The sequence below is a fragment of the Stenotrophomonas sp. 85239_Sma genome, assembly GCF_056481725.1.
The window spans coordinates 1,591,479-1,617,147 of sequence record NZ_CM151163.1 but is presented as its reverse complement, the minus strand read 5'-3'; the positions used below and the strand labels follow the sequence as shown (position 1 = coordinate 1,617,147).

The following is a 25,669-nucleotide window of genomic DNA, read 5'->3' as shown; positions in this document are numbered from 1 at the left end:
GCAAGCGCCACCGCGCCACTCAGTTCGGTCGCAGCTTGTCCAGGCGATCGGTCAGCGCCACCCAGAACGCCGCAGGCAGCTCGGCGCGCAGCGGAACCGCGTAGTGCCAGTCGTTGCCGAACGCACGGCATTTCACCGCATCCTTCTCGGTCATCAATACCGGCAACTGGCTACCGAAGGACAGGTCCTGCGGCTGGTAGGCCTGGTGGTCGGCGAATGCGTGCGGCACCACGCCGATCCCACGCGCGCGCAACATGTCGAAGAAGCGCTGGGGATGGGCAATGCCGGCCACTGCATGCACGCGCTGGCCCTTGAAGTACGCCAGCGGGCGGGCGCGGCCACCGGCCAGCGGCTGTGCACTGTCGATGTGCAGCGCCATCGGCCACTGGCCGAAGCCACAGGCCTGGGTCGCGGATTCCTCATCGGCCTGGCCGAGGTTGACCACGCGGAAATCGCATTCACTGGCACGGCTGACCGGCTCGCGCAACGGCCCGGCCGGAATCATCCGGCCATTGCCGTAGCGGCGCTGCGCATCGACCACTTCAATCTCGATGTCGCGGGCCAGCCGGTAGTGCTGCAGGCCATCGTCGCAGACGATCACATCGCAGCCGGCCTCGACCAGCGCCTTGCCGGCGGCGACGCGGTCACGGTCCACGCGCACCGGCACGCCGGTCTTCCAGGCAATCAGCACCGGTTCGTCACCGCCCTTGGCAGTCGGCGTATCGGCCTGCACCCACAACGGTTTATCGGTCTCTTCGCGGCCATAACCGCGGCTGGCCACGCCCGGCTTCCAGCCAGCCGCGCGAAGCCGCTCGACCAGGGCGATGGTCAGCGGCGTCTTGCCGGTACCACCGGCGGTGATGTTGCCGACCACGATGACCGGCACGGGCAGCGAGTGGCGCTTGCGCCAGCCACGCCGATAGGCCCGCCGGCGCAGTGCGGTGACGCCGGCGTACAGGGGCGCCAGCAGGCGCATCGTCCAAGGAACCGGGCTGCCGTCGTACCAGTACGGCGGGGTCTGGGTACCCTTGCCGGCCATCAGTCCTGCCTTTCGCGGAACTGCATGCTGTGCAGATGCTGGTACAGGCCGCCCAGTTCGAGCAGCTCCTTGTGGGTACCGCGTTCAACGATGCGGCCATGGTCCATCACCAGCACCTGGTCGGCATGCTCGATGGTCGACAAGCGGTGCGCGATGACCAGCGTGGTGCGTTCCGGCATCAGGCGCTGCAGCGCATCCTGCACCAGGCGCTCGGATTCGTTGTCCAGCGCCGCAGTGGCTTCGTCGAGGATCAGGATCGGAGCGTCGCGCAGGATCGCGCGGGCAATGGCCAGGCGCTGGCGCTGGCCACCGGACAGCAGCGCGCCGTTCTCGCCCACCGGGGTCTGCAGCTGCTGCGGCATGCGTGCGATGAACTCCCAGGCGTTGGCGGCTTCGGCCGCCGCACGGATCTGCTCGTCGGTCGCGTCCATGCCATAGGCGATGTTGGCGGCGATGGTGTCGTCGAACAGCATCACCTTCTGGCCGACCATCGCCACCTGGCGGCGCAGGTCGGCCAGCGGGTAGTCGTCCAGGGCCACGCCATCGAGGGTGATGACACCGCCGCTGGGCTCGTAGAAACGCGGTACCAGCCGGATCAGGCTGGTCTTGCCGCTGCCGGAACGGCCGACGATGGCCGTCACCGTGCCCGGCCTGGCAACGAAGCTGATGTCGTCCAGGGCGATGCCGCTGTCTTCGCGGTAGCGCAGCATGACGTGGTCGAACGCCAGTTCACCCCGCACACGCTGCACGCGGTGCCGGCCCTCGTCACGCTCCACTGGCATGTCGATGATGCCGAACAGGCGCTCGGCCGCAGAAACGCCGCGGGAAATCGAGGTCTGTACGCTGGTCAGGCGGCGCAGCGAGGGAATGATGGCCATCATCGAGGTCATCAGGCCCATGAACTGGCCGGCATTGAGGCGGCCCGCCAGTGCTTCGCGGGTCGACACCCATACGATCACCGCCAGTGCCAGTGCGGCCAGGAACTGCACAACGCTGGAGGCGGCAGCGCGGGTGATCTCGACCTTCATGTTCAGCGCCAGCATCCGGTTGGCCAGGCGCGAGTAGCGCGAGATCTCGTGCTGCTGGGTGCCATGCACCTTCACTTCCTGCTGCGCGGCCAGCGACTGCTCGGCGGTCTGCGCCATCGTGCCCATGCCGTCCTGGATGCCGCGGCTGATGCGCCGGTAGCGCTTGCCGACGTAGGACACGATCACGCCGATCAACGGCACCACCACCAGCATCGCCAGGGTGACCTTGACGCTCATCTGCAGCATCACCGCCAGCATCGCGACGATGGTAAGGGTGTCAGCCACCACGGTCTTCAGTGCATCGGCACTGGCCTGGGTGACCTGTTCGGTATCGAAGTTCAGGCGGCTGACCATCACCGGTGTCGCTTCGGTATCGAAGTGCGACGACGGCAGGTGCAGGTACTTCTGCAGCACCTGCTCACGCAGGTCGCGGACCACGCTGCGGCCGGTCTTGGCCAGCGTGTAGTCGCTGACCCAGGTGGCCACGCTGCGCATCAGGAACAGGCCAAGAATGGTCAGCGGCAGCACCACGGCCGCGCGCGGCTGCGGATCGACGAAACCCTCGTTGACCAGCGGCTCCATCAGCTTGGTGAAGTGATAGCCGGCAAGGGCTTCGACCACCATGGCGATGACCGCGCCCACCATGAACACCCAGTAGGTGCGGGTATAGCCCAGCAGACGTTTGTAGATCGGCCACACCGGCGCGTGATGGGAACTCATGGACGCACCTCTGGCGCAGTTGCAATGGCGATACGACGGAACCCGAGCTGACCGAGCGCGTCCTGCGCAGTCACCACGGCCTGGTAGGGAGTACGCGCGTCGGCGCGCAGCAGCACGGGCTGGCTGCGATCACTGCCGGCAACGGCGGCGATGGTCTGCTTGACCGACTCTACATCGTTGCGAAGCACTTCCTGGTCATTGATGAAATAGCGGCCTTCGGCGTTGATCAGCACGCTGAGCGAACGCGGCGGCTCGTTGTTGGGCTGCTGGCTGGCGGTCGGCAGCTGCACCTGCAGCGTCGAGCGCGCATCGAAGGTGGTGGTGACCACGAAGAAGATGATCAGCACCAGGATGACATCGATCAACGGAACCAGATCGATATGCGGCTCATCCTGGGATCGGTCATTGCCGATACGCATCGATCAGGCCTTCGCCGTGGCGGCGCTGGCCGGGCGCGCCGACGGCGACGGGTTCATCACCCCCGGGCGACCGTCGAGCGTGTCCAGCAGGGCGCTGGCTTCCTGTTCCATCTCCACCACATAGCCGTGGATGCGGCCCTTGAAGTAGCGATGGAACATCAGCGCCGGGATGGCCACGATCATGCCGGTGGCGGTGCACACCAGCGCCTTGCCGATGCCGCCGGCCAGCTGGTTCACGTCACCCACGCCATGGTCGAGGATGCCCAGGAACATCTGGATCATGCCGATCACCGTGCCCAGCAGGCCCAGCAGCGGGCCAGCCGAGGCAATGGTGCCCAGTGCGTTGAGGAAACGCTCCATGCGGTGCACCAGGTGCCGGCCGGTATCTTCGATGCGCTCGCGGATCTGGTCGCGTGGACGGTTGCGGGCTTCCAGCGCCGCGGCCAGCAGCGCGCCCAACGGCGAGTTGGCCCGCAGGGTCTGCAGGTGCGCCGGGTCAAGCTTGCCGCGTGCGGCCCAGTTGCGCACTTCCTGGCCGAGGCCGGGCGGCAGCACTTCCGTTCGCCGCAGGGACCAGAAACGCTCCAGGATGATCGCCAAAGCCAGTACGCCCAACAGCAGCAGCGGCACCATCGGCCAGCCACCGGCCTTGACCAGTTCCCACACGTTTCAACCCTCCGGCCCAACGGCCGCTTGTTCGATCGGCGATAGGATAGCAGCCGACCGCGCCCGCCCAGCGGCATCCCACCACCGGGATGCATGGATACGCTGTTCACGCAGCTGCAGCCCTTGTGCGCCAAGCCATACGCGGATCGCACCGGACTCTGCGGTGGACACCACCTCGGCCCCCTGCGCCTGCCAGCGCCGGACCACGTCCTGCCGCGGGTGGCCGAAGCGATTCTGGTGCCCGGCCGAGACCAGCGCCAGCCGTGGAGACACCGCCGCCACCCAGGGCGCGCTGGAGCTGCCGCTGCTGCCATGGTGCGGCACCAGCACCACATCCGCCTTCAGCGCCGCCGGAGACGCCCGCAACAGCGCCTGTTCGGCCGGACGGCCGATGTCCCCGGGCAACAGGACCACGCCATGGGGGCTGGCCACGCGCAGCACGCAGCTGTCTTCGTTCTCGGCCCGCTGGCTGCCCGCATCCGGGTGCAGCACCTGGAAATCGACCCCGTCCCAGTGCCAGCGCAGGCCCCGCTGGCAGCGCTGGGCGCCGGTGATCGCACTGCCCGGCGGCGCCAGCAGCGGCAGCCCCGGCAGCTGAAGGCGCAGGCTGGGCAGGTTGCCGGCATGATCGAGGTCGTCGTGGCTGAGCAGCACCCGGTCGGGCGGAGCCTGGCCCAGCGCACGCAGTGCTGGAACCAGGACCCGCTCGCTGCCCTCGTCCCCGCTCGGCGGCCCCACGTCGTACCAGAGCGCATGCCGCGCGGTGCGCAGCAACACCGCCGTACCCTGGCCGACGTCGTGCACCAGCAGCTCCAGCGCTCCCTCGGCCGGCCGCTCGCGCAACGGCCACAGCAGTGGCAGGCACAACAGCAAGCCGGCCAGCCCGCCCCCGGCGCCGCGCGGCAGCAGCCACCAGAACACGCCCAACAGCGCCGCCGGCACGGCCCAGGCCGGCGCCTCGGCCAGCCACCACATCGCCTGCGGATGCACCGCCAGTGGCTGCAGGGCCTGCCAGCTGATCTCGAACAACCACGCCGCAGCGCTCCACACCCAGCGCCCGGCCCCGTCGGACAGCACCTGCAGGCCGGTACCGAGCAGCGACAGCGGAACCACCAGCAGGGTCCACCAGGGAATGACCGGCAGGTTCACCAGCGGCCCCAGCCAGGCGGTGCCACCGAACAGCGCGATGCCCAGCGGCACCAAGCCAACGCTGGCTACACCCTGTGCGGCCAGGAACCCGCGCAGGCTGGCGACGATGCCGCGCGGACGCCCCTGCGGCAGGCACCACACCAGCCACAACACGCCGCCGAAGCTGAGCCAGAAACCCGCCGACAGCACCGACAGGGGCGCCGGCAGCAACAGCGCCAGCGCCGCCAACGCAAGCCCCTGCATCGCACCGAGCGGGCGCCGCCCGCTGCGCGCCAATGCGATCAACCCGATCATCAGCGCCGTGCGCACGGTCGGCAACTCGCCGCCGGCCAGCACTGCATAGCCTGCTGCGGCCAGGGCCGCGGCGCAGGCCGCCGCCTGCGGACGTGGCCAACGGCATGCCAGCAGCGGGCACAGCCACCACAGCCCCCGGCACAGCAGCGCCCCCAGCCCCGCCACCACTCCGACATGGAACCCGGAAATGGCCACCAGATGGGTCAGTCCCAGTGCCCGCAGCTGATCCCAATCGGTATCGGACAGGCCACGCGTATCGCCCAGTGCCAGCGCCTGCACGAAGCGTGCGGCCGGATGGGCCACCTGCGCGGCGATGGCGGCACTGGTGCGTTCACGCCATGCTGGCAGGCCATGCGCGGCCTGCAGCTCACGCGCGTTGGCCGGCGCCCGCACGGTCCCGCTGCCGGACACGCCACGCAGCAACGCATGGCGCTCACCGTCGAAACCACCGGGATTGATCCGCGAACGCGGCGCCCGCACGCGCAGGGCCAGATGCCACTGCGCACCGGCCCGGACCCGATGCCGCCCAGGTTCAGCGCCGGTGGCAGTGCGGGCATGCCAGGCATCGTTCCAGGTGACCTGCAGACGCTTGCCACGCAGTGATGGCAGTTCGCTGCTCTCATTGACCTGCAGCAGGAAGCGGGTGCGCGCGACCCCGCGATCCGGCAGATCGATGACCCGGCCACTGACCAGCACATTCCGTGCCGGCTGGTCCGGCGGCAGCTGGTGCTGCAAGGCCCAGTGCCCGTGCATCGCCGTCCAGCCGGCACCGAACAGGAAGACCGCGGGCAGACGCCCACGCCAGCGCAGCCCCCACCCTGCGCTGCCGAGCACGAACATCACCGTACAGACCCACAGCGGCGGCAGCAGCGGCAGCTGCACGCAGGCCAGCGCGCCCAGCGTCAGCGCCGCAGCGGAGCCGCTGCCCAGCAAGGGAGACGGGGAACGCTGATCGGCCATGAAGCCAGCCTGCCGCCGCCGGCAGCAGGTTGCCTATCAGGACTTGCCCCGCAGTTGCGTCAGCGTCGAACGCTACCGCGATGGAAATTGACCCGGAAGCTCGCGCCGCCTCCCGAGGCCTCGCCGACACTGACCGAGCCACCGTGGTGCTGCACGATTTCCTTCACCAGGTGCAGGCCGAGGCCACTGCCGCTGCCCGCCGCGCGCAGGCGATGGAACGGCTCGAAGATCGCCTCACGGTCGCCCACCGGAATGCCCGCGCCCTGGTCGCTGACTTCCAGCAACCCGCGCGTATCCAGCCGCACGCAGATGGTGCCACGGCCACCGCCATGCACGATTGCGTTGTGTACCAGGTTGGCGATCACCCGCCCCAGTGCCAGGCTGTCGCCGTGGATCCACACCGGCGCTTCCGGCGCATCCACTTCGAAGCCATAACCAGCGCCGACCACCAATGGCGCCAGGTCCGCCGCTGCTTCACGCACCAGCACGGCCAGGTCCAGCCGCTGCAATGCACCCACGTTGCGGTCAAGCCGCTGCAGGTCAAGCAAATGCTCGGCGACATTGCCCAGCCGCGCCACGTCGGTCAGCAATTGCGATTTCAGCTCCCCCTGCGGCAGCTGCGACAGGCGCGCCTGCACCACGGCGATCGGTACGCGCAGCTCGTGCGCCGCGTCGGCAAGGAACTTGTCGCGCGCTGCATAGCCCTGCTGCACCTTGTCGATGGCATCGTTGAATGCTTCCACCAGCGGCGCCACTTCCGTTGAAACCAGCTGCGCATCCAGCCGCGCACCGGGTTGGCCGATGTCCAGTTCCTTGGCCTGCTGCGCGGAACGGCGCACGCCCCGCATCGCCCGGTGGATCACGGTCGGCATCACCAGCAGGGTGACGACGATCAGTGGCAGGAAGAACCACAGGCCGATCAGGCGCAGCACCATCAGTGCGCCGTCCAGCAGCCCGCCCTTGGGTGCGCCACCGACCATCACCGTGATGCGGCGCCCATCCTCGTTGCGGATCATCACCCGTGCCACGTCCAGGTAGGGCGGCACCAGCGAACCCAGTTCGGTGGCACCTACGGTCGGCAGTCGCGCAAGCAGCGGCGCGTGGATCGCAGGGATGGTGCCGCGCTCCAGCCACATGCCCTTGTCGTCCACCGCGGCAAACCAGAGGTTTCCCCCGGCGTCGGCATCGAGTGTGTCCCAGCGCGCCTGGTCCAGCACCAGCCGGCCGCCTTCGCTGTGAACCGCCTTGGCCACCGCCTCGGCAACGAACATGTCCATGCCCCAGGAGTCCTTGTCCCCCCAGGTCAGGATCAGCGCGACCACCGCGAACAGTACGGTGAAGGCCTGCGCCAGGAACAGGCGCCAGGCCAGGCCAAGGGTAATCGAACGGATCGGACGGGCCATCTCAGGCCTCCGCCAGCAGGTAGCCAACGCCGCGGATCACATGGATCTCCACCCCGGCCCCGGCCTGCTGCAGCGCCTTGCGCAGCTTGGAGATATGCGCATCCAGCGCATTGGACTGGATCTCATCGTCGAAGCCGTACACCGCCGCCTCCAGTGCACTGCGGGTGACCGTGCGCCCCTGCCGCATCGCCAATGCCTGCAGCACCAGCACCTGGCGTCGTGGCAATGCCAGTGGCCGGCCCTCCACCTGTGCCTGCAGTGATTCGAAATCGAACTCGAGCCGCCCCAGCCGCAGGCTGGGCGTCACCATCGCCGAAGGCCTGCGCGATACGGCACGGATACGCGCCATCAGCTCCTCGATCGCCACGGGCTTGACCAGATAGTCATCGGCACCGACGTCCAGGCCTTCAACCTTGTCCGACAGCGTGCCCTTGGCGGTCAGCATGATCACCGCCAGGCTCGGCCGCAGCGCACGCGCCATCGCAACAAATCCGGCGCCATCGCCATCGGGCAGCTGACGGTCGAGCAGCAGCAGCTGGTGCACCGGTTCGCGCAACGCGAGCGCGGCCTCGGCAAGGCTGCCAACTACGTCGGCGACCACGCCCTGCCGCTCCAGGCCCGATTGCAGCGCACGGGACAGATCAGGATCGTCTTCGACCAGGAGGATGCGCATCAGGGACTCGTCAACCGGAAACGCTGCCGATCATAGTGCCTGGCGCCCTGATTTTCCGCCCATGCATGCCGAACGCGCGGGCGCAATGTTCTGACAATGTTGCCCCGTCACCATGCGCAGCCATCTCCTGCAAAGTGGCTGATCGATGCCGTCGCTGTCCCCGCCCCTGCTGCGCCCGCTGCTGTTCACCGCTGTTTTCGGCGTGCCGTTGATCGCCCACGCAGCCGAGCAGAACCCTGGCGTGCAGGCCGGCATCAGCGCTGGCGCGACCTCCGGTGCATACGCGCACTATGACGTCAAACCGCTGCTGGTACCGGCCGTTGCCTGGCAGGGCAAGCGCTTCTTCGCCAGCCCAGGCTCACTGGGCATGTACCTCTACAAGGGCCAGGGACTGCGCCTGTCAGCGGCGGTCACGCCCTACACGCTGCGCTTCAAGACCGGCGATGTGGACGACGCACAGCTGCGCCGCCTGCACAGCAGACAGATGTCGGCGATGGCGGGCATCAACGCTGAGTACAGCGCCGACTGGGGCATGGTCGAGGCCAGCGTGATGCGGGAAGTCACCGGCCATGGCGGTGGTATCGAGTCGCGCCTGCATTACAGCTATCCGATCCAGGCGGGCCGCTTCACCTGGGTTCCGCGGGCAGGGGTGGTGCATTCCAGTGCTCGGCTGCTCGACTACTACTACGGCATCAGCGACGAAGAAGCACTGCGCTCTGGCCTTGCCACTTACCGCCCGGGCAGTACCACGTCGCCGAGCCTGCAGATCGCGGTCAGCACGCCACTGGGCACGAAATGGCGCGCCACCGGCATGGTGTCCAACCAGTGGTTCGGTGATGCAGTGAAGGACAGCCCGATGGCGCGACGTGGCACGCAGACGTCGGCCTTCGTTTCCCTGATGCGCTCGTTCTGAGCGCGCACCCCTACGGACAAGGACCCCCCATGGCCTCCGTCTCCCCCGTCACCGAAGCCCACGCGATCCTGCGTGCACCCGACCTGGACAGCGCCGAGCGCGTCTATCTGGGGCTGATGCCCGACCTTGAACACGTGAACGCACTGGCCCGCCGTGCAGTGGGCCTGTCACGCGTTGCAGACGCCGCACGCGGCTATGCGTTGTCGATGACCCTGGTCGGACTGCGTCTTCAGGAGCTTGAGATGGGCGAACCGACCGCCCGGGAACATCGCCAGGCGACCCTGCGCAGCCTGCGCCAGACCTTCAGCGCCTGACGGTACACGCATGGAAATCGCCGCCGCCCCCTTGCGGTGGCACCCGCATCCACTACCTCGGCAGGGCCTGCACACAGGCAAGCCCGGCGCGATGGCGTTGCTCAACGCAGCGTGGTCCATGCCAGCAGCGCACACAGGATTGCGACCCAGATTACTGCCTTGAACGTGCCTTCCAGCATGTTGCCGCCGAACAGGCGTTCCAGGAACGGATTGGGCCTGGATTCGGGTACGTGATCGCTCATGCGGCAGCTCCTTGCAGCGTCGGCGCGGTTGCGCGGTAGCGCCGAGTCTACGCCTGCGCGGCCCGGATTCATCGGCATCTGCCTGCCTTTGGCGACGCAATCCCTGCCTTCGTCGCAGGCCGGCTGCGGTGCCCGGCAGGCCATGCCAGCCTGCATGCACTTTCCCGCCGGAGCACCGTGCCATGCCGATGCTTGCCCTGATCCTGCTGCTCTCCAGCCTGTTCGGCGACGCCAGCGGACCCACCGACGATGCCCTGCGCAGCCAGATCCTGCGCGCCGAGGCCCCGCAGCACACGCATGACGTGCTGCCCCTGCAGCTCTATCACCTGCGCCAGGACCGCGTACTTCGATTGGGCTGCCAGCGGCTGCCAGACGACCACAGGGGCCGCCCCCAGGCCGCGCTGGTGCGGGCAGGTGTGGCGCAGCTGTGGGAACGCGTCGATGGCCAGTGGCGGATCCAACGTTCGGGCAGCATCACCCGCTGATTTCACGCCACTGAACCGATCGGGATGCGGCCTCGCGGGAAGAAGGGAGGCCGCCCCGGAACGAAAAAAGCCGGCCCAGTGGCCGGCTTCCATCGTTTCCACCACTTCACCGGCAATGCCGGGAGCAGGTGGTGGGCGGTACAGGGTTCGAACCTGTGACCCCTACCATGTCAAGGTAGTGCTCTACCGCTGAGCTAACCGCCCATCATGTTCTTGCCACCCGAAGGCTGGCCTTGTTACGTAAAAACCCGGCGCCAGGGCCGGGCTTTGCAGTTCACGACAGCCCTCTTCCGAGAACTTCGTGGTGGGCGGTACAGGGTTCGAACCTGTGACCCCTACCATGTCAAGGTAGTGCTCTACCGCTGAGCTAACCGCCCGTTTTTCTTCTGCATTTCCGCGATTGCGTCGGTGCAGGCCGCGTATATTACGTATGCCGGCGGGGAAGCGCAACACTTTTGTGAAGATGATGCTGCACTGCCGCGTTCAGCCCAGACTGGCTTCCTTCAGCTGCCGGATCTGGTCACGCACGCGTGCGGCATCTTCGAACTCCAGGTCCTTGGCATGCTGGTACATCTGCTGTTCCAGCGCCTTGAGACGGGACGCCAGCTGGGCCGGGCTGAGCAAACGATAGTCGCTCCCTTCCTCGGCAACGCCGGGCCGGCCCTTGCCCTTGCCCTTCTTCGCCTCCTTCTCCGCCGCATCCGAACGCGCGCCCTCGAGGACGTCGACGATCGGGCGCGCCACCGAGCGCGGCACGATGCCATGTTCTGCGTTGTACTCGACCTGCTTGGCGCGGCGGCGGTCGGTCTCGTCGATCGCCGCCTGCATCGAACGGGTCACCTTGTCCGCGTACAGGATCGCCTTGCCGCGCACATTGCGGGCGGCGCGGCCGATGGTCTGGATCAACGAGCCGGTCGAGCGCAGGAAGCCCTCCTTGTCGGCGTCGAGGATCGCCACCAGCGACACTTCCGGCATGTCCAGGCCTTCGCGCAGGAGGTTGATGCCGACCAGCACATCGAACTTGCCCAAACGCAGGTCGCGGATGATTTCCACGCGCTCGACCGTGTCCACGTCCGAGTGCAGGTAGCGCACGCGGATACCATGCTCGGTGAGGTACTCGGTGAGGTTCTCGGCCATGCGCTTGGTCAGCGTGGTGACCAGCACGCGGTCGCCGGCCTTGATGCGTTCGTTGGCCTCGCTCATCAGGTCGTCGACCTGGGTCCCCACCGGGCGGATCTCCACCACCGGGTCGATCAGGCCGGTCGGGCGCACCACCAGCTCGGTGATCTCGTCGCCGGCCTCGCGGTATTCGTACGGCCCTGGCGTTGCCGACACATAGATGCTGCGCGGGCAGCGCTCCTCCCACTCCTCGAAGCGCAGCGGGCGGTTGTCCAGCGCCGACGGCAGGCGGAAACCGAACTCGACCAGGGTTTCCTTGCGCGAACGGTCGCCCTTGAACATCGCGCCGATCTGCGGAATGGTCACGTGCGATTCGTCGATCACCAGCAGCGCATCGGCCGGCAGGTAGTCGAACAGGGTCGGCGGCGGCTCGCCGGCATTCTTGCCGGTCAGGTGCCGGGAGTAGTTCTCGATGCCATTGCAGTAGCCGACCTCAGCCATCATTTCCAGGTCGAACTGGGTGCGCTGGGCCAGGCGCTGCGCCTCCACCAGCTTGTTCTGCGCGTACAGCTGCTCCAGCCGCTCCTTCAGCTCCACCTTGATCGTCTCGATCGCCGCCAGCACGCGCTCGCGCGTGGTCGCATAGTGTGTCTTCGGGTAGACCGTGAAGCGCTGCATGTTGCGCAGCGTCTCGCCGGTCAGCGGGTCGAACAGGGTGATCTTCTCGACCTCGCCATCGAACAGCTCAAGGCGCAGCGCCTCGCTGTCCGACTCGGCCGGGAACACGTCGATCACTTCGCCGCGCACGCGGAACGTACCGCGCTGCAGTTCGTACTCGTTGCGTGTGTACTGCAGCTGGGTCAGGTGGTTGATCAGGTCGCGCTGGTCGATGCGCTCGCCCTTGGACAGGATCAGGCGCAGTGACAGGTAGTCTTCCGGTGCACCCAGGCCATAGATCGCCGACACCGTCGCCACCACGATCGCATCCGGGCGCGACAGCAAGGTCTTGGTCGCGGCCAGGCGCATCTGCTCGATGTGCTCGTTGATCGAACTGTCCTTCTCGATGAAGGTGTCCGACGACGGCACGTAGGCCTCGGGCTGGTAGTAGTCGTAGTAGCTGACGAAATACTCCACCGCGTTGTGCGGGAAGAATGCCTTGAACTCGCCATACAGCTGCGCCGCCAGCGTCTTGTTCGGCGCCATGATCAACGTCGGCTTCTGCACGTTCTGGATGACGTTGGCGATGGTGTAGGTCTTGCCCGAGCCGGTCACGCCAAGCAGGGTCTGCTTGGCGATGCCGGCCTCGAAGTTGCTGGTCAGCTTCGCGATGGCATCGGGCTGGTCGCCCGCCGGCGAATACGGCGAGACAAGTTCAAAACTGTCGCTCATGGTGTTGCCAGTTCCCGGGAAGGTTGAGTATACGGGGCAAGGGGTGACGGCTGGCTGAGGGGTCGCCGGGCAGCCCGCCGCGGAGAATCCCGATGGCGGCTGCCCAGCCGGGCGCGGAGGCTGGATGCATGCACCCGACCCACGCCCCCTGCCCCCACGGCCCCCGCACTGCGCGGGGCGTGCACCTGACCGAACTGCTGGTGGTCATCGCCGTGCTGGCGGTGCTGCTGGCCGCGACCTGGCCGGCACTGCGGCCCCTTCTGCTGAGGCACCGCGCCGATGCACTGCAACTGACCCTGCACGCCAGCCTGTCCGGCGCACGCAGCGAGGCATTGCGCAGGCGCGAGCTGATCGGCCTCTGCGCCAGCGTCGACGGCCTGCACTGCGGCGACGACTGGAGCGCCGGCTGGATCATCTACCGCAGCGGCGACCAGCGCGGGGAACCGGCGTCGCCGGAAGCGATCCTGATCCACCATACCGGGCGCCCGGACATCTCGATCCTTGCCAAGGCCAGCAGCGGGCGCCCCCAACTGTTCTTCCAGGCAGATGGACGCAGCCCGGGGGCCAACCTGAGCCTGCGCATCTGCGCGGGCAATCGGCTGCACGGTGCGCTGATCGTCAACAATGGCGGCCGCGTCCGAAGTGAGCACGTAGACCGCGATACACCCTGCTGAATGCTTGCGCAGAAAAGCAAAAGCCGCGATTTCTCGCGGCTTTTGCAGTATCTGGCGCCCGAAGTTGGACTCGAACCAACGACCCCCTGATTAACAGTCAAGTGCTCTAACCGGCTGAGCTATTCGGGCGGGGAGGCGCATTGTACTGGTCGATCACAGGAAGATCAACACCTGTTTCACCAGCAGCTGGCAACTCCACCGTCGGCCGTCTTGCGGTTGGCCTGGTCCACGCTCAACTTGCCGCAGCTGTCCTTGGCCTGCGTGCCCTGCGGGGTGGCGGTAATGGTGAAGCTCGTGCCATCCCCCTTGTAGTCCAGGTTGTAGCGCGCGGTCCCGCCATCACGGGGCGACACCTTGGTCGGCAGCGCGTAGCCCGTGTAGGAGTTGTTGCTGGTGTGGTAGCGCTCGGCACGCTGTGCGTACTCGGCCAGGTCCGCCTTCACCACGGCGCGATGCGATCGGCGCACGTATTCCTGATAGGACGGAATGGCGATCGCCGCCAGGATGCCGATGACGATCACCACGATCATCAGCTCGATCAGCGTAAAGCCAGCCGCGCGGCGAGGCATGGGAGTGTGCAGCATGAGCATGGATCCTCGCACTTGGGGTTACTTGAGCTGGCGCCAGGACTGGCGACCGCACGGGTAAGGCAGATAGAGCGACTGGCTGCCGGCGGCGCCGACGGCCATCCAGCAGGAACTCCCTCCGGGTGGCGCCTTGTCCGTCGGACGCGGCAGTACTGACAGCGAGACGTCACGAACCGGCGCGGTTCCTCCGGTCTTCAACGCGATGGCTGCGGTTCCGGTCCCCGGCTGGCTACCGGTCGGCGAGCCGTAGCGCACGTTCTCCAGCATCGGCAGGCCACTGATCGACGACAACCCGAACAACCAGTTCGAACCGCTGGTCGAGCACCCCACCGACTGCATGTTGGGCACGTACGTCGGCATGAAGACGATGCCACTGACCAGGATCGGATTCCCGACTGCGCGCTCGCCGTTACCGGCAGGCAACTGGATCATCCAGCCACGTGCATTGGCTGGAGCCGTACCCGCCGTGATCTTGCGCTCCTGGGCTCCCGCAGCGGCGGCCGCTGCCGTGTAGGGAACCAGGTTCGCTGCGGTCACCGTCGAGGCCACCGTCTTGCCCGAAAGATCGTTCACGGCGTACAGCGCCTGCTGTGCCTTGTCATCCTTGTCACTGGTGAACGAGAAGCTGCCGGTGCCGAAATAAAGCATCACGCCACCCGAGGGCCCGGTCGCGGCGGTCATGCCACCGGTGATCGGCTGGCGGTAGGTCTTGTTGGAAGAGTCCTGGGCCGCCTGGCTGGTGAACACCGGTACGGTCAGCGTGGTGTTCGCGCTGCTGGTCAGGTCGAACTTCCACACGGCGCCGCGCTGATCAGCGGCGTAGACGGTGTCAGCCAGTCCATCGCGGCCGCGCGCATCCTGGCTCGCGCCGGTCCAGCGATCGACCACGACCACATTGCCCAATCCGTTGCTCCCGGAGATGCCGGCACCCGAGGTGCCCTCAACCGCTTCGATCATCCGGATGTCGCCGCTGGCCATATCGACCACGAACAACACGGCCTTGCCGTTTGCGCTGCCGTAGCCATTGCCGAAGATCGCCTTCCAGGCCACGCCGGTGCCACTCTTCACCGGCACGATCACCGGCTTGCCCAGCACGAAGCCGATGTTGTTGCGCACCTCGTCCTGCAGCGACGCGTTGATGTCGCTGATTTCCCACAGCACGTTGCCGGTGCCGAAGCTGCCCGGCGTGGTGACGTCGAGTGCGAACACCGAACGGCCGCCCGCACCCGTCGTACCCACCAGGCTGGTCTGCCAGGCGGTGCCGTTGAAGGTATCGGCCACCGTTACCGGACCATCGACGTAGTAGCGATGGCGGAAGGTCTGGTCAGCCGTGTCGGACTTGTAGGGGAACAGCAGGTTGGCCATATGGCCCAGCGCGGTGGCCGGGATGTAGGCGAAGCTCTCCGTGCCGCCAGTGCCATCCTGCTTGGCATCCGCCTTCATGCCACCATCGAAGGCATGCAGCATGCCGTCGTTGGCGCCGACGTACACCATGTACCGCTGCGATTTGGCCTTGGTGGCCAGGTAGTCCGTGTAGCTCTTGGCATAGGTACCGCCCAACTGGCGGTAGCCGTAGTCGTCCAGCGGCGAGCTCACCACCGGTGCCGAATTGACGATGTCGCCCAGCGGCGTGGACCGGTCGCGATACTTGCCGCCGTTGCGGACCTCGGTCGAGCTGTCGGCACTGAGATAGTTGATGGCACTGGCCAGGTCGGCCTTGATCGCCGTCAGCTTGTCGGTGGAGCAGACCAGCATCGACGCGTACTTGCCGTCCGGCTTGCTGCACAGATCCTGCAGGTTGATGCGGGCGCTGTTGAAATCCACCGGGGAACCCAGCTTGTTGGCGATGATGCGACGGCCGGACGAGGACAGGCGGCTGGAGGCTTCCCAGACCTCGGTCAGCTCGGCCACCTGATCGGCGTTGACCTTGACGCTGGACGCGGTCAGTTTACTCGACCAGTCGGTACCACTGTTGGTGATGTCATAGCGCGGCGTGACCGCCAGTGAGCCTGTGCCGATGCGTGCACCGCTGATGCCGATCGTTCCCGACGGCGATGCACCTCCGGTGATCGAAGACAACACCCGGCGCATGGCCTCGGTGACGTCGGCCGGCGTCTGCGCATTGATGAACTCGCCACGGCTGTTGACGGCCGCGTGCCACAGTTCATCGATGACGGTACCGTCGTCGACATCTATCGGATTGCCGTTGCCAGCCCAGTTCGGCGGGTTCTTGTAGGGATCGTCGGTAGCTGCCTGGTTGACGCCATAGATCTTGCCCTGCGCGCCCAGGGTCACCCCGTAGAAATTCATGTGCAGGTCGGTCTGGCAGTCCAACCGCTTCCAGTCCGGACTGCTCTTGTCCAGGGTGCTGCACTTGTCACTGACCGGCACCTGCCCGGCCGGGAAGCTGGTCCCGGTGCGCAAGGGGGTGCGGGCGCCCGCATAAGCCGCGGCCGCGATGTCGGCGATGGTGTTGCTGTAGCCATCGGCGAACGGAATGGACGGCAGTTGGGTCGAGTTCACCGAGTCGGCATCACCGAAACCGTTGTTCGCCGTGTTGCCGGAGTTGGTGTAGCCATCGGTGAACAGCATGCCGCCGTTGCGCTGGCAGGCCAGCTGAACCGGCGCATCGGCGTCGGTACGTCGGAACTGGTCGACCAGGTACTCCACCGCACGTCGGTTCGGCGTGCCGCCATTACCGGTCAGCGTATAGATCTGCTTGTAGAGGTCGGCACGGTTGGTGACCATGTCATACATGGTCGCGTTGTTGAGCTTGTTGATGGTGAAGTAGCCCACGCGCATCGTGTCCACGCTCACCAGTGCAGCGGTCGAGGAGCCGACGATGGCCAGCACGCGGTTGCGGTGATACTGGAACCAGTTGGCGAAATTCTGGATCGCGGCGTTGTACGCGGCCGGGCTGGAATAGTTGCCTGACTTGATCTGGTAACGACGCAGATTGCAGCCCGGACCACAGGCACCGCTGATCACCGGGCGATTGACGTCGTCGGTCTTGTATCCGTCCGGTGCGGGCGCTGCGGCCGGCAGGTAGAAGGTCGCCGGGAAATAGCTGATGGAGTACGTGGTATTGCCGGTGTTGCTGACCGCGGCGGTCTTCCACCCGCCATCCCACCAGCTGTCGACGTAGTACTCATTGCCGCTGCCGGAAAGGTCGGGAATCCGCATGCCGTTGACGAACTGGAACTTCTCCGACGTCTCGGCACGGTTGACGGTCATGTTGTACACGGCCTTGTAGCCGCGCTGGTCGGACCGTGGATCGGCGCGGGTCTGGGTGATCGACGCATTTGGCCACAGCGTGCCATCGGCATTGGTCCACGGCCGATAGGTCACTGCCGGGTTGAAGTAGCTGGCGTTATAGACATGCGAACGGGCGAAGCCATAGATATCCAGCGGCGGGATGGCCCGGCCCGGTGAATATTCCTTGTTGAACTCCGCGTGCGGGTACAGGTACAGGTAGCAGTCCAGCGAGTTGTTGGCGCACGCCGAGCCCACGCTGAAGAAGCTCCCATTATTGTTGAAGAAGCTGCCGGTGCTGCTGTTCCAGCGCATGCGGCCATCACCACCGGGGAACATGCGTTCGAAGTTCATCGAACCCGAATCGTCCACCGCCATGATGAAGGCCGGCGTCGCGCGTGTCTGCACGTTCATCGGCTCCTGCGCCAGCACGCCCTGTGCCTGTGCGGCAAACAGGGTATGTGCCAGATAGCCGCCAGCGGCCAAGACAGCAAGGCCTGCGCCTGCCAGGATCCTGCGGTTGCGAGTGTTCATGGGCTCCCCAGCCTCACAGCTTGAATACGGTATCGATCGCCGCACGCGACGTCGCATCACTGGTGGTATCACCGGCATAGGTTGTGATCTGGTAGACCGGCGTTGGCTTCTCCACCGACTTGCCCATGTCCAGCGCACCCTCCCCCTGGATGCAGCCCTGGATCTCGCGGACATAGATCGCCGGCTTGCTGCCCAGCTTGGTTTTCGCGACCCAGGCCGAAGGATCGAAGCCGTCATCGCACTGCTGGCTGATGTCGGAGGACACCACGGCCGGATTGCTACCGGCATCCTTCCGGTTGGCGATGTTCTCCACCGCGTTCTCGGCGCTGCGTGCCGCGCCTTCGGCGTTCTGGAATGCCATGTTGGTCGCCCGGTAGCCAGCCGCCATGCGCTCCTGCATGCCGGCCACCTGCATGCCGATCACCCCCAGCAGGGCCAGCAGCACCAGCATGATCAGCGCGACATAGAGAACGGCACCCTGCTGTCGTGCCCGGGCAACCAAGGGACGGCGTCGGGAGGAAGGATGAGTGCGCATGGTCGTCAGTTCCCGAACAAGCGGTTGCGAAGCGCAACCGACGCTTCATAGGCGCCACGATGGCGCTGGTCGTAAGGATCGGCCGGGGCAAAGCCCACCCCCAGGATGGCCGGATAGGTGGCCGCACTGCCCGGTGCTTCGGCCGACGCACGCTGCGGACTGCGCGCCAGCAGGCCCACCTGCACCATCCCCACGCGCCGCCACTGCCCTGCGGCGGCGGCATCGGTGCCGGTGCTGACCGCACTGGCCACGCGCTGGTCGACGATACGACCGGTCGGCGGCGTGGGCAGGGCGATGTTCGTGGTGGCATCCAGGCCGTACAGGAACTGCATGTTCTCGATGCCTTCCACCAGCTCCTCGCCATCGGCGTAGCCGCCGGCGCCATTGGCGCGCGCCCGGTAAAGCGCCGGCTCGCCATTGGGATTGGTCGCGATGTAGTACGCCATGCCATCGGCGCGATACAGCATGGTCATCGCGTTGTTGATCGAATAGTTGCTCAGGTCGACCTTGTCGACCTTCACGGTCGAACCGGTGATGGTGGCGGGGAATACGTCGGCACGGGTGCAGTCGGCCACGCCGAAGACCGTCGGCGTGCCTGCGGCGTTGGCCTTCAGTCGGGCCATGCCTTCATTGGAAACGGTCAGGGTGGTTGCACCCGCGGCCACGGATATGCCGGTCACGACGGCCCCTTCCGGACTCATCACGCGCAGCACCAGGATGTCACTGCCCGGCAACGGTGCCGGCTTGAGGTTGGCGATGCTCTTTGGAACCGACTGCGCCGCGCTCCACGCACGGCCCAGCGTCAGCGTGGCGCCCGGCGCCGTACCTGCAGCCTCATATCCCTGCACCGGAACAGAGAAATCCTGCGGGTCGCCACTGCCCGAGCTGATGCCCAGGTGGTAGCCGACATCGCCGGTGTTCTTGACCACGTGGGCCTGGTCGTTGACGCAGCCAAAGTGGCCGGCCATGCGAAGGTCATGCTGCAGGAAATCCAGCGCGAAGCGCGCGTTCTCCTGGGTACGGGCCGCGCCTTCGGACAGGCGTGACGCCGCACGCGAGGCGATGAAGATCTGGGTGACGCCCAGCATCAGGACCAGGCCGATGACCATGGCGATCATCAGTTCGATCAGCGACAGGCCTCGGGCTCGCGAAATTGGACTCATGGGCGCGTTCACAGGAAGGTCGTCAGGCCGAAGGTGGTAAGGCTGTCGGGATCCTTCGGATCCCAGCGCTGGTCACCCCAGCTGATGGCAACGGTGACCTGGCCGGTACTCTGCACGAAGGTCACCTGTGCACTGGCCTTTTCACCCAGCGTCCGCGCAACCTCGCATTGCCAGCGTGCCACGTTCGTCTTCGGCGTCACCGCGGCGCCGGTCGGCCAGGTGCAGGCGCCGCTGGGCTTCACCGAGCCTGCGGAGAACGAGGCCGAGGAATAGGCGCCACCGGCCAGCGTGTCGGCACGCTGGGCGCGCATCAGCTCGATCAGGTCGTTGGCCAGGTTGGTGGCCTGGGTGCGGTAGTTCGCGCTCTGCACGAAGCGGACATTGGTGGTCTGCAGCAGGGCGAAGCCCAGCAGCCCGAATGCCAGGATCAGTACCGCCACCATCACTTCGATCAGGCTGAAGCCGCCCTGCGAAGAGCGTGGGCGGGCCAGGTTGCGGCGGCTCATGAGCAGGTTCCCTTGGTCACCCGGACCTGGCCGGATTGGTTGATCGTCAGCGTGCTTTTCGATTCACCGGCCTTGCACGCATCCGGCGACAGCACCAGCGTCTGGTCAGCAACCGCCCGGCGCCGGCCGCGCCCGTCGAAGGCGATGACCGCGCCCGGCGGACCCACCACGCTGAGCTGCGGGTTGCCCTGCGAAAACCGCAGCGCGACGTCATTACTGCCCATCTGGCCGTCGCCATCAAGGTCCGACCAGGCCAGTACGCCCTTGGACCAGTCGCCATCACAGGCCTTGCCATCGGCGCTGCCACAGACACCGCCACCGCTGCTGTTGCGGATGCCTTCGCTGCGGGCCAGGTTGGCCAGCGCGATCAGTTCATTGTTGGCGGTCGCCAGCCGGTTCGAGCGGATCATCCCGCGGAAACTCGGATAGGCGATCGACGCCAGGATCACGAAGACGGCCAGCGTGACCATCAGTTCAACCAGTGTGAACCCGTTTTGCCGGCGCAAAGACATTGGACGCTCCCCAGCGTGTTGGTGGCCACGATGGGCCATCGCCCCGCCACCGGCAAGCGGTGGCAGGATGAACGGTCAATCCGGGGCGACGGGCGTCAAAGGCTTGACGACCCACCCTCCCCTGCCGGTGCCGGCGCGATCCCCATCGCGCCGGCCCGTACTCAGGCCAGCACCTGGTAGCAGGGCTGGTATTCGCCGGAGATCTTCATCCGGCGCTGCTCGACGAACGCGCGCAGCAGCGCATCCAGCGCCTGCATCATGTCCGGGTCACCGTGGATCTGGAACGGCCCGAACTGCTCGATGCGGCGCATGCCGTCTTCCTTCACGTTGCCGGCCACGATGCCCGAGAACGCCCGGCGCAGGTCGGCCGCCAGCGCGTGCGGCGCGCGGCCGTGGTGCAGGTCCAGCGCCGCCATCGCTTCATGGGTCGGCACGAACGGCTGCTGGTACTCCCACGGTATCTCGATGGACCAGTTGAAGAAGAACGAATCCTTCTGCGCCAGGCGATGCTCGCGAACGCGCTTGATGCCGCTGGCCATTTTCCTGGCCACCGCCACCGGGTCACCGATGATGATCTCGTAGCGCTCGGCGGCCTCGTCGCCCAGGGTCAGGCGGATGAAGCGGTCGATCTGCTCGAAGTACGGCGCCGCCACGGTCGGGCCGGTCAGGATCAGCGGGAACGGCAGGTCCTTGTTCTCCTCGCGCAGCAGGATGCCCAGCAGGTACAGGATCTCTTCGGCGGTGCCGACGCCGCCGGCGAACACGATGATGCCGTGACCGATGCGGACGAAGGCCTCGAGGCGCTTCTCGATGTCCGGCATGATCACCAGGTGGTTGACGATGGGGTTCGGCGACTCGGCGGCGATGATGCCCGGCTCGGTCAGGCCGATGTAGCGGGTGACCGTCTTGCGCTGCTTGGCATGGGCGATGGTGGCACCCTTCATCGGGCCCTTCATCGCACCCGGGCCGCAGCCGGTGCAGATGTCCAGGCCGCGCAGGCCCAGCTCGTAGCCGACCTGCTTGGTGTACAGGTATTCGTCGCGCGAGATCGAGTGTCCGCCCCAGCACACCACCAGGTTCGGGTCGCCCGGGTTGAGGATGCGCGCGTTGCGCAGCAGGCCGAATACCGCGTTGGTGATGCCCTCGGACGATTCCAGCTCGGCCGCGTAGGCCGGGCCCATCTCGATGGCCATGTAGGCCAGGTCACGCACAACGGCGAACAGCAGTTCGGCGACACCGCGGATGATCTCGCCGTCGACGAAGGCCATCGCCGGTGCGTTGACCAGGTCGATGCGCACGCCGCGGTCCTGCTGCGCCACCTGGATGTCGAAATCAGGGTAGAGATCGCGCGCGGCGCGCGGATCGTCCGAGGCGCTGCCGCTGGTCAGCACGGCCAGCGCGCAGCGGCGCAGCAGCTCATGCATGCCGCCCGCGGAGGCATCGCGCAGGCGTGCCACCTCGGCCCGCGACAGCACATCCAGCCCACCGCGCGGATAGATCCGCGCATCCTGCACCGGCAGTGCACGGGCCGATTTTTCGTTCGTGGTCATATCCAATTTTTCGCTTCCTTCAAGGTTTCCGACTGTACTGCCGCCCCCTTAAAAAGCAAAACGGCCGGGAAGCCCGACCGTTGGATGTGTGCTGCCCGCGTTCGCCTTTCCGGGACCGCATCGGCGGCGTTGTCACCGCGCACGTTCAAAGATGCTACGCCGATGCAGAGTGGCCTGCAAGGACTTTCGCCTGAACGGAAAACGGCCGGGTTTCCCCGGCCGTTTTCACTCACTGCTTCAGGCTCTGACGGATCAGAACTTGTACTTCAGGGTCAGCTGCATCGACCAGCGCGACACGGCGGTGTTGCCCTTGTCGTTGTTGTTTTCCTGGATCTGCGAGTTGTCGGTCGCACCGGTGAACGAGTACACGTACTTGCCGGTGGCCGGATCGATACCCGCGTAGTTGGCAACGCGGCGGGTCGAGTAGAAGCCGTAGTCGTCGATCAGGCCCCACTTCTTGTTCAGCAGGTTGCCGACATTCATGATGTCCAGGGCAACTTCACCCTTGTGACCCTTCATGAAGCCCGGGAATTCCTGGCTGACGCGGACGTCGAAGCTGTTGACCCACGAAGCACGGTGGCGATTGGCCGGGACCACGCTGCCACGGTAGGCATCGAGTTCCGGGTTCTGCGCCAGCCAATCGAAGAACTGCTTCTCCATCGCGGCACCGCCCTTGAACAGCACGTCGCCCGGACCCTTCGGCACGTAGAACAGGTCGTTGGTGGCAGCACCGTCGCCGTTGGCATCGTTGTAGAAGATGTAGCTGTACGGACGGCCCGAGCGACCTTCATAGAACAGGCCGACGCGGGTGGCGTTGTCACCGAAGAAGTTGTGCTTCCACTCCAGGGTGCCGGTGATGCGGTCCTTGATCGCGTAACGCGAGTTGTAGGCCACATCCTCGTTGGAGTTGAAGATCAGCGTGTTGTTCCAGTTCGAGGTGTTCTGCGAGCTGGACAGCGGGCTGACTTCCTTCGACTGGGTATAGGTATAACCCAGCGACCAGCCCCAGTTCTCGGTCAGCGGCTTGGCCAGCGAGAAGGTGGCCTGGGTGCCGCGGCCCTTGTCGGTGTTGCGCATGACCAGCACATCGCCGATGTCGCTCGGGCGGTTGGCACGGTCACCAGCGCGATTGGTACCGGTCGACATGCCGTAGTCGACGCCCTTGTCGACTCGGGTATTGGCCGGATTGCGGCCGGCAGCATTCCAGTAGATCGCACGGCCATCCGGACCGATCGTGGTCGGCGCGCCAACGTCCAGGCGGTCGAAGTAGATGCCGTCCTTGACCTTGGTCACCAGCAGTTCGGCCGACGCCACGATGCCGTACCACGGCAGCTCATGGTCGAAGGCCAGGTTGGCCTTCCACACCGACGGCAGGCGGGTGCCCGGCGCGATGATGTCCACGTTCTGACGGGCCGACGCCGGGCCACCGGCCGGGATGTACGGGTTGTTGCCGTCCGGCGTGAAGGCGCCGGCCGGGATGCTGCGCTCGTCGTACTCGATGTAGTTCAGGCCGGTGTTCTGGTAGGCACCTGCCAGCCACACGTTCGGGGCAGCGCCGCCGAACAGGCCCACGCCGCCGCGCAGCTGGGTCGGACGCTCGCTGTCGAAGGTGTAGTTGAAGCCAACACGCGGCTGCACCAGGTTCTTGTCGACCAGCTTGGTGTTGTTGAAGCCGTACAGCTGCTCGATGCGCGGGTTGTACAGGCGCTGGCTGCTGAAGTCAGGCATGTCGACGCGGACGCCGAACATCAGGCTCAGGTTGTAGTTGATCGCCCAGGTGTCCTGCACGAACACGCCGGTGTTCTTCAGGGTGAAGTCAGCCGGGATGTCGCTGCGGCTGCCATCGGCACGCGGCGCACGCAGCTGGTAGCGCGAGGCATTGCCCGCCAGGAAATCGTTGACGCTGTTGAATTCGTACACGCCGTTGAGGTTGCGGCCGTAGAAGTTCATCAGGTCATTCTTCGAGTAATCGAAGCCGAACTTGACGGTGTGGTCACCGATGTACCAGGTACCGGCACCAAAGGCGCTCAGTTCCTTCGACTCGACGATGTTGACGTGGGTGTTCTGCTCGGTACCGACGTACAGGGAATCGTTGCCCGACTTGATGCGGATCTGCGGCATGTCGACCAGCGGAACGCGGTTGGCCGAGTAGTCCTTGTGCGAGACCTTGAACTCGGTCGAGAAGTTCTCGGACCAGTCACTGAACAGTTCGCCCATCCAGGTTTCGTATTCAGTCGGCTGCTGGTACCAGAAGTTGCTCAGCGAGATGGCGCTGCTGCTGACCTGCGGGAAGCGAACGACGTTCTGCTCCATCTTGTTGTAGCGCAGGGCGGCACGGTGGTTCTCGTTGATGTTCCAGTCCAGCTTGACCGCGTACTCTTCGATCTCGGTCTTGCTGTTCGGTGCCGACAGGCTGCCCGGGTCATAGCCCAGATTGCCCAGGAAGTTCTGGACGCTGGTGATCTGATCCTGGGTGATCGTGCCACGGCCGATCGGCGTGTCGCTCAGGGCGACGCCCGCAGCCGAACGCTCGTACTTTTCATAGTTGGTGAAGAAGAACAGCTTGTCCTTGACGATCGGGCCGCCGAAGGTCATGCCATAGGTCTTCTCGTCCTCGAAGCCGTTGAAGTCCTGGCGGTCACCTTCCAGGCGCGAACGGACCATGTCCTTGTCGCGGTAGGAGCCGTACACGGTACCGTGGAATTCATTGGTACCCGACTTGGTCACGGCATTGATCACCGCACCGGTGCCACCGGCGATGGTGGTGTCGTAGTTGGCCAGGTCAATGTTGATTTCCTGGATGGCATCCATCGACACCGGCTGACGCTCGGTCGGCAGGTTGTTGGAGCCCAGGCCGAACGGATCGGAGGCGCTGATGCCGTCGATGCGGATGGCGTTGTAACGGGTGTTCTGGCCGCCCGCCGAGATCGCGCCGTCCGCCTTGCTGACCTGCGAGATGCGCGGGTCGAGACGGACGTAGTCCTGGATGTTGCGGTTGGCCGACGGCAGCGCATCCATCGTTTCGCGGGTGACGTTGGTACCGGTGCCCATCTTGTTGGCGCTGAACAGGTCCAGGCCGCCGGCGGTGGCGACAACGTTCACCGCGTCCAGGTTGGTCGCAGCCAGGTCACCGCCCAGGCTGGCGTTGACGGTGTTGACCTGGTTCAGGTTCAGGTAGACACCTTCTTCGGTCTTGGTGCCTTCACCGGACTTGGTGATGGTGATGGTGTACGGACCACCCACGCGCAGGCCGCGCGCGTTGTAGCGGCCCGACGCATCGGTGGTGGCACGCGAAACAGTGCCCGACTCGGTGTGGGTGATGGTGACTTCAGCGCCGGCGACAGGCTGGCCTGCGGCGGACATCACCTGGCCGCCGACACCGGCAGAGGTGCTCTGGGCGAAGGCGGGAGCGGCGGCAAGTGCAGCCACGAGACCAAGGGTAAGCTTGGACATCCGGAGTGGGTGGGTCATTTTTCGGTAGCCTCGATGCGAGTTGGCGATGGCGGAAAAAAAGCGCATCCAAACAGCCCTGCGGGTGGCTGC

At 66.0% G+C, this 25,669-nt stretch carries 21 protein-coding genes and 3 tRNA genes; 4 read left to right on the top strand and 20 right to left on the bottom strand.

Annotated elements, in window-relative coordinates; all coding sequences use genetic code 11:
• Positions 1-19: 19 nt before the first annotated feature.
• The 7 genes from lpxK to ACYKG1_RS07545 are packed head-to-tail and all read right to left on the bottom strand — an operon-like array spanning position 20 to position 8,351.
• Positions 20-1,039 (bottom strand): tetraacyldisaccharide 4'-kinase, encoded by a 1,020-nt coding sequence (gene lpxK / locus ACYKG1_RS07575; protein ID WP_478472275.1) that lies wholly within the window; start codon positions 1,037-1,039, stop codon positions 20-22.
• Positions 1,039-2,787: a lipid A export permease/ATP-binding protein MsbA gene (gene msbA / locus ACYKG1_RS07570; protein ID WP_100471856.1), complete on the bottom strand. Its 1,749-nt coding sequence runs from the start codon at positions 2,785-2,787 to the stop codon at positions 1,039-1,041. The genes lpxK and msbA overlap by 1 nt, the downstream gene beginning before the upstream one ends.
• Entirely contained in the window at positions 2,784-3,206 is a 423-nt protein-coding gene (locus tag ACYKG1_RS07565) for an ExbD/TolR family protein (RefSeq protein WP_100471855.1), read from the bottom strand. The genes msbA and ACYKG1_RS07565 overlap by 4 nt, the downstream gene beginning before the upstream one ends.
• A gap of 3 nt (positions 3,207-3,209) precedes the next feature.
• Entirely contained in the window at positions 3,210-3,872 is a 663-nt protein-coding gene (locus ACYKG1_RS07560) for a MotA/TolQ/ExbB proton channel family protein (RefSeq protein ID WP_100471854.1), read from the bottom strand.
• A 3-nt stretch (positions 3,873-3,875) separates the two neighbouring features.
• Positions 3,876-6,275 carry a DNA internalization-related competence protein ComEC/Rec2 gene (locus ACYKG1_RS07555; RefSeq protein WP_100471853.1) on the bottom strand — a complete coding sequence of 800 codons (2,400 nt, stop codon included), beginning with the start codon at positions 6,273-6,275 and terminating at the stop codon, positions 3,876-3,878.
• A gap of 59 nt (positions 6,276-6,334) precedes the next feature.
• Positions 6,335-7,678, bottom strand: a complete 1,344-nt coding sequence (locus tag ACYKG1_RS07550; RefSeq protein WP_100471852.1) for a sensor histidine kinase — start codon at positions 7,676-7,678, stop codon at positions 6,335-6,337.
• Between the two features lies 1 nt (position 7,679).
• Positions 7,680-8,351 (bottom strand): response regulator transcription factor, encoded by a 672-nt coding sequence (locus ACYKG1_RS07545; protein WP_262084453.1) that lies wholly within the window; start codon positions 8,349-8,351, stop codon positions 7,680-7,682.
• A 145-nt stretch (positions 8,352-8,496) separates the two neighbouring features.
• Between ACYKG1_RS07545 and ACYKG1_RS07540 the strand changes: the two genes are divergently transcribed.
• Positions 8,497-9,264, top strand: a complete 768-nt coding sequence (locus tag ACYKG1_RS07540) for a MipA/OmpV family protein (protein WP_262084454.1) — start codon at positions 8,497-8,499, stop codon at positions 9,262-9,264.
• Positions 9,265-9,293: 29 nt separating this feature from the next.
• Positions 9,294-9,578 (top strand): hypothetical protein, encoded by a 285-nt coding sequence (locus ACYKG1_RS07535; RefSeq protein ID WP_100471849.1) that lies wholly within the window; start codon positions 9,294-9,296, stop codon positions 9,576-9,578.
• A 101-nt stretch (positions 9,579-9,679) separates the two neighbouring features.
• On the opposite strand, the gene ACYKG1_RS07530 is transcribed toward ACYKG1_RS07535, so the two are convergent.
• Positions 9,680-9,820, bottom strand: coding sequence for a hypothetical protein (locus ACYKG1_RS07530; RefSeq protein ID WP_202908117.1), 141 nt, complete (start codon positions 9,818-9,820; stop codon positions 9,680-9,682).
• Positions 9,821-10,002: 182 nt separating this feature from the next.
• On the opposite strand from ACYKG1_RS07530, the gene ACYKG1_RS07525 reads away from it, so the two are divergent.
• Positions 10,003-10,305 carry a hypothetical protein gene (locus ACYKG1_RS07525; protein WP_478472274.1) on the top strand — a complete coding sequence of 101 codons (303 nt, stop codon included), beginning with the start codon at positions 10,003-10,005 and terminating at the stop codon, positions 10,303-10,305.
• A gap of 129 nt (positions 10,306-10,434) precedes the next feature.
• On the opposite strand, the gene ACYKG1_RS07520 is transcribed toward ACYKG1_RS07525, so the two are convergent.
• From ACYKG1_RS07520 to uvrB, 3 genes are all read right to left on the bottom strand, one after another.
• Positions 10,435-10,509, bottom strand: a tRNA-Val gene (locus tag ACYKG1_RS07520).
• Positions 10,510-10,607: 98 nt separating this feature from the next.
• A tRNA-Val gene (locus ACYKG1_RS07515) sits at positions 10,608-10,682 on the bottom strand.
• A gap of 106 nt (positions 10,683-10,788) precedes the next feature.
• Positions 10,789-12,813 carry an excinuclease ABC subunit UvrB gene (gene uvrB, locus ACYKG1_RS07510; protein ID WP_100471847.1) on the bottom strand — a complete coding sequence of 675 codons (2,025 nt, stop codon included), beginning with the start codon at positions 12,811-12,813 and terminating at the stop codon, positions 10,789-10,791.
• 128 nt (positions 12,814-12,941) lie between these two features.
• On the opposite strand from uvrB, the gene ACYKG1_RS07505 reads away from it, so the two are divergent.
• Entirely contained in the window at positions 12,942-13,487 is a 546-nt protein-coding gene (locus tag ACYKG1_RS07505; protein WP_100471846.1) for a GspH/FimT family pseudopilin, read from the top strand.
• A gap of 52 nt (positions 13,488-13,539) precedes the next feature.
• Here the strand turns inward: ACYKG1_RS07505 and ACYKG1_RS07500 are convergent.
• From ACYKG1_RS07500 to ACYKG1_RS07460, 9 genes are all read right to left on the bottom strand, one after another.
• Positions 13,540-13,616, bottom strand: a tRNA-Asn gene (locus tag ACYKG1_RS07500).
• 47 nt (positions 13,617-13,663) lie between these two features.
• Positions 13,664-14,071 (bottom strand): type IV pilin protein, encoded by a 408-nt coding sequence (locus ACYKG1_RS07495; RefSeq protein ID WP_005415966.1) that lies wholly within the window; start codon positions 14,069-14,071, stop codon positions 13,664-13,666.
• Positions 14,072-14,095: 24 nt separating this feature from the next.
• Positions 14,096-17,860, bottom strand: a complete 3,765-nt coding sequence (locus ACYKG1_RS07490; RefSeq protein WP_478472273.1) for a pilus assembly protein — start codon at positions 17,858-17,860, stop codon at positions 14,096-14,098.
• A 13-nt stretch (positions 17,861-17,873) separates the two neighbouring features.
• Positions 17,874-18,395 (bottom strand): pilus assembly PilX family protein, encoded by a 522-nt coding sequence (locus tag ACYKG1_RS07485; RefSeq protein ID WP_478472272.1) that lies wholly within the window; start codon positions 18,393-18,395, stop codon positions 17,874-17,876.
• Between the two features lie 5 nt (positions 18,396-18,400).
• Entirely contained in the window at positions 18,401-19,558 is a 1,158-nt protein-coding gene (locus ACYKG1_RS07480) for a PilW family protein (protein ID WP_100471843.1), read from the bottom strand.
• Positions 19,559-19,566: 8 nt separating this feature from the next.
• Positions 19,567-20,064, bottom strand: coding sequence for a type IV pilus modification protein PilV (pilV, locus tag ACYKG1_RS07475; protein ID WP_100471842.1), 498 nt, complete (start codon positions 20,062-20,064; stop codon positions 19,567-19,569).
• Positions 20,061-20,576 (bottom strand): pilus assembly FimT family protein, encoded by a 516-nt coding sequence (locus ACYKG1_RS07470; RefSeq protein ID WP_100471841.1) that lies wholly within the window; start codon positions 20,574-20,576, stop codon positions 20,061-20,063. The genes pilV and ACYKG1_RS07470 overlap by 4 nt, the downstream gene beginning before the upstream one ends.
• 161 nt (positions 20,577-20,737) lie before the next feature.
• Positions 20,738-22,126: a nucleotide 5'-monophosphate nucleosidase PpnN gene (gene ppnN / locus ACYKG1_RS07465; RefSeq protein WP_100471840.1), complete on the bottom strand. Its 1,389-nt coding sequence runs from the start codon at positions 22,124-22,126 to the stop codon at positions 20,738-20,740.
• Between the two features lie 252 nt (positions 22,127-22,378).
• Positions 22,379-25,597: a TonB-dependent receptor gene (locus tag ACYKG1_RS07460; protein ID WP_478472270.1), complete on the bottom strand. Its 3,219-nt coding sequence runs from the start codon at positions 25,595-25,597 to the stop codon at positions 22,379-22,381.
• Between the last annotated feature and the right edge of the window lie 72 nt (positions 25,598-25,669).

Bases quoted from the DNA above. Each gene is read 5' to 3' on its own strand.
- uvrB (WP_100471847.1), bottom strand. From the start codon at position 12,813: ATGAGCGACAGTTTTGAACTTGTCTCGCCGTATTCGCCGGCGGGCGAC.
- ACYKG1_RS07550 (WP_100471852.1), bottom strand. From the start codon at position 7,678: ATGGCCCGTCCGATCCGTTCGATTACCCTTGGCCTGGCCTGGCGCCTG.
- ACYKG1_RS07485 (WP_478472272.1), bottom strand. From the start codon at position 18,395: ATGCGCACTCATCCTTCCTCCCGACGCCGTCCCTTGGTTGCCCGGGCA.
- ACYKG1_RS07460 (WP_478472270.1), bottom strand. From the start codon at position 25,597: ATGACCCACCCACTCCGGATGTCCAAGCTTACCCTTGGTCTCGTGGCT.
- ACYKG1_RS07555 (WP_100471853.1), bottom strand. From the start codon at position 6,275: ATGGCCGATCAGCGTTCCCCGTCTCCCTTGCTGGGCAGCGGCTCCGCT.
- ACYKG1_RS07470 (WP_100471841.1), bottom strand. From the start codon at position 20,576: ATGTCTTTGCGCCGGCAAAACGGGTTCACACTGGTTGAACTGATGGTC.
- ACYKG1_RS07525 (WP_478472274.1), top strand. From the start codon at position 10,003: ATGCCGATGCTTGCCCTGATCCTGCTGCTCTCCAGCCTGTTCGGCGAC.
- ppnN (WP_100471840.1), bottom strand. From the start codon at position 22,126: ATGACCACGAACGAAAAATCGGCCCGTGCACTGCCGGTGCAGGATGCG.
- ACYKG1_RS07535 (WP_100471849.1), top strand. From the start codon at position 9,294: ATGGCCTCCGTCTCCCCCGTCACCGAAGCCCACGCGATCCTGCGTGCA.
- lpxK (WP_478472275.1), bottom strand. From the start codon at position 1,039: ATGGCCGGCAAGGGTACCCAGACCCCGCCGTACTGGTACGACGGCAGC.
- ACYKG1_RS07540 (WP_262084454.1), top strand. From the start codon at position 8,497: ATGCCGTCGCTGTCCCCGCCCCTGCTGCGCCCGCTGCTGTTCACCGCT.
- ACYKG1_RS07505 (WP_100471846.1), top strand. From the start codon at position 12,942: ATGCACCCGACCCACGCCCCCTGCCCCCACGGCCCCCGCACTGCGCGG.
- ACYKG1_RS07565 (WP_100471855.1), bottom strand. From the start codon at position 3,206: ATGCGTATCGGCAATGACCGATCCCAGGATGAGCCGCATATCGATCTG.
- ACYKG1_RS07530 (WP_202908117.1), bottom strand. From the start codon at position 9,820: ATGAGCGATCACGTACCCGAATCCAGGCCCAATCCGTTCCTGGAACGC.
- pilV (WP_100471842.1), bottom strand. From the start codon at position 20,064: ATGAGCCGCCGCAACCTGGCCCGCCCACGCTCTTCGCAGGGCGGCTTC.
- ACYKG1_RS07480 (WP_100471843.1), bottom strand. From the start codon at position 19,558: ATGAGTCCAATTTCGCGAGCCCGAGGCCTGTCGCTGATCGAACTGATG.
- ACYKG1_RS07545 (WP_262084453.1), bottom strand. From the start codon at position 8,351: ATGCGCATCCTCCTGGTCGAAGACGATCCTGATCTGTCCCGTGCGCTG.
- ACYKG1_RS07490 (WP_478472273.1), bottom strand. From the start codon at position 17,860: ATGAACACTCGCAACCGCAGGATCCTGGCAGGCGCAGGCCTTGCTGTC.
- msbA (WP_100471856.1), bottom strand. From the start codon at position 2,787: ATGAGTTCCCATCACGCGCCGGTGTGGCCGATCTACAAACGTCTGCTG.
- ACYKG1_RS07495 (WP_005415966.1), bottom strand. From the start codon at position 14,071: ATGCTGCACACTCCCATGCCTCGCCGCGCGGCTGGCTTTACGCTGATC.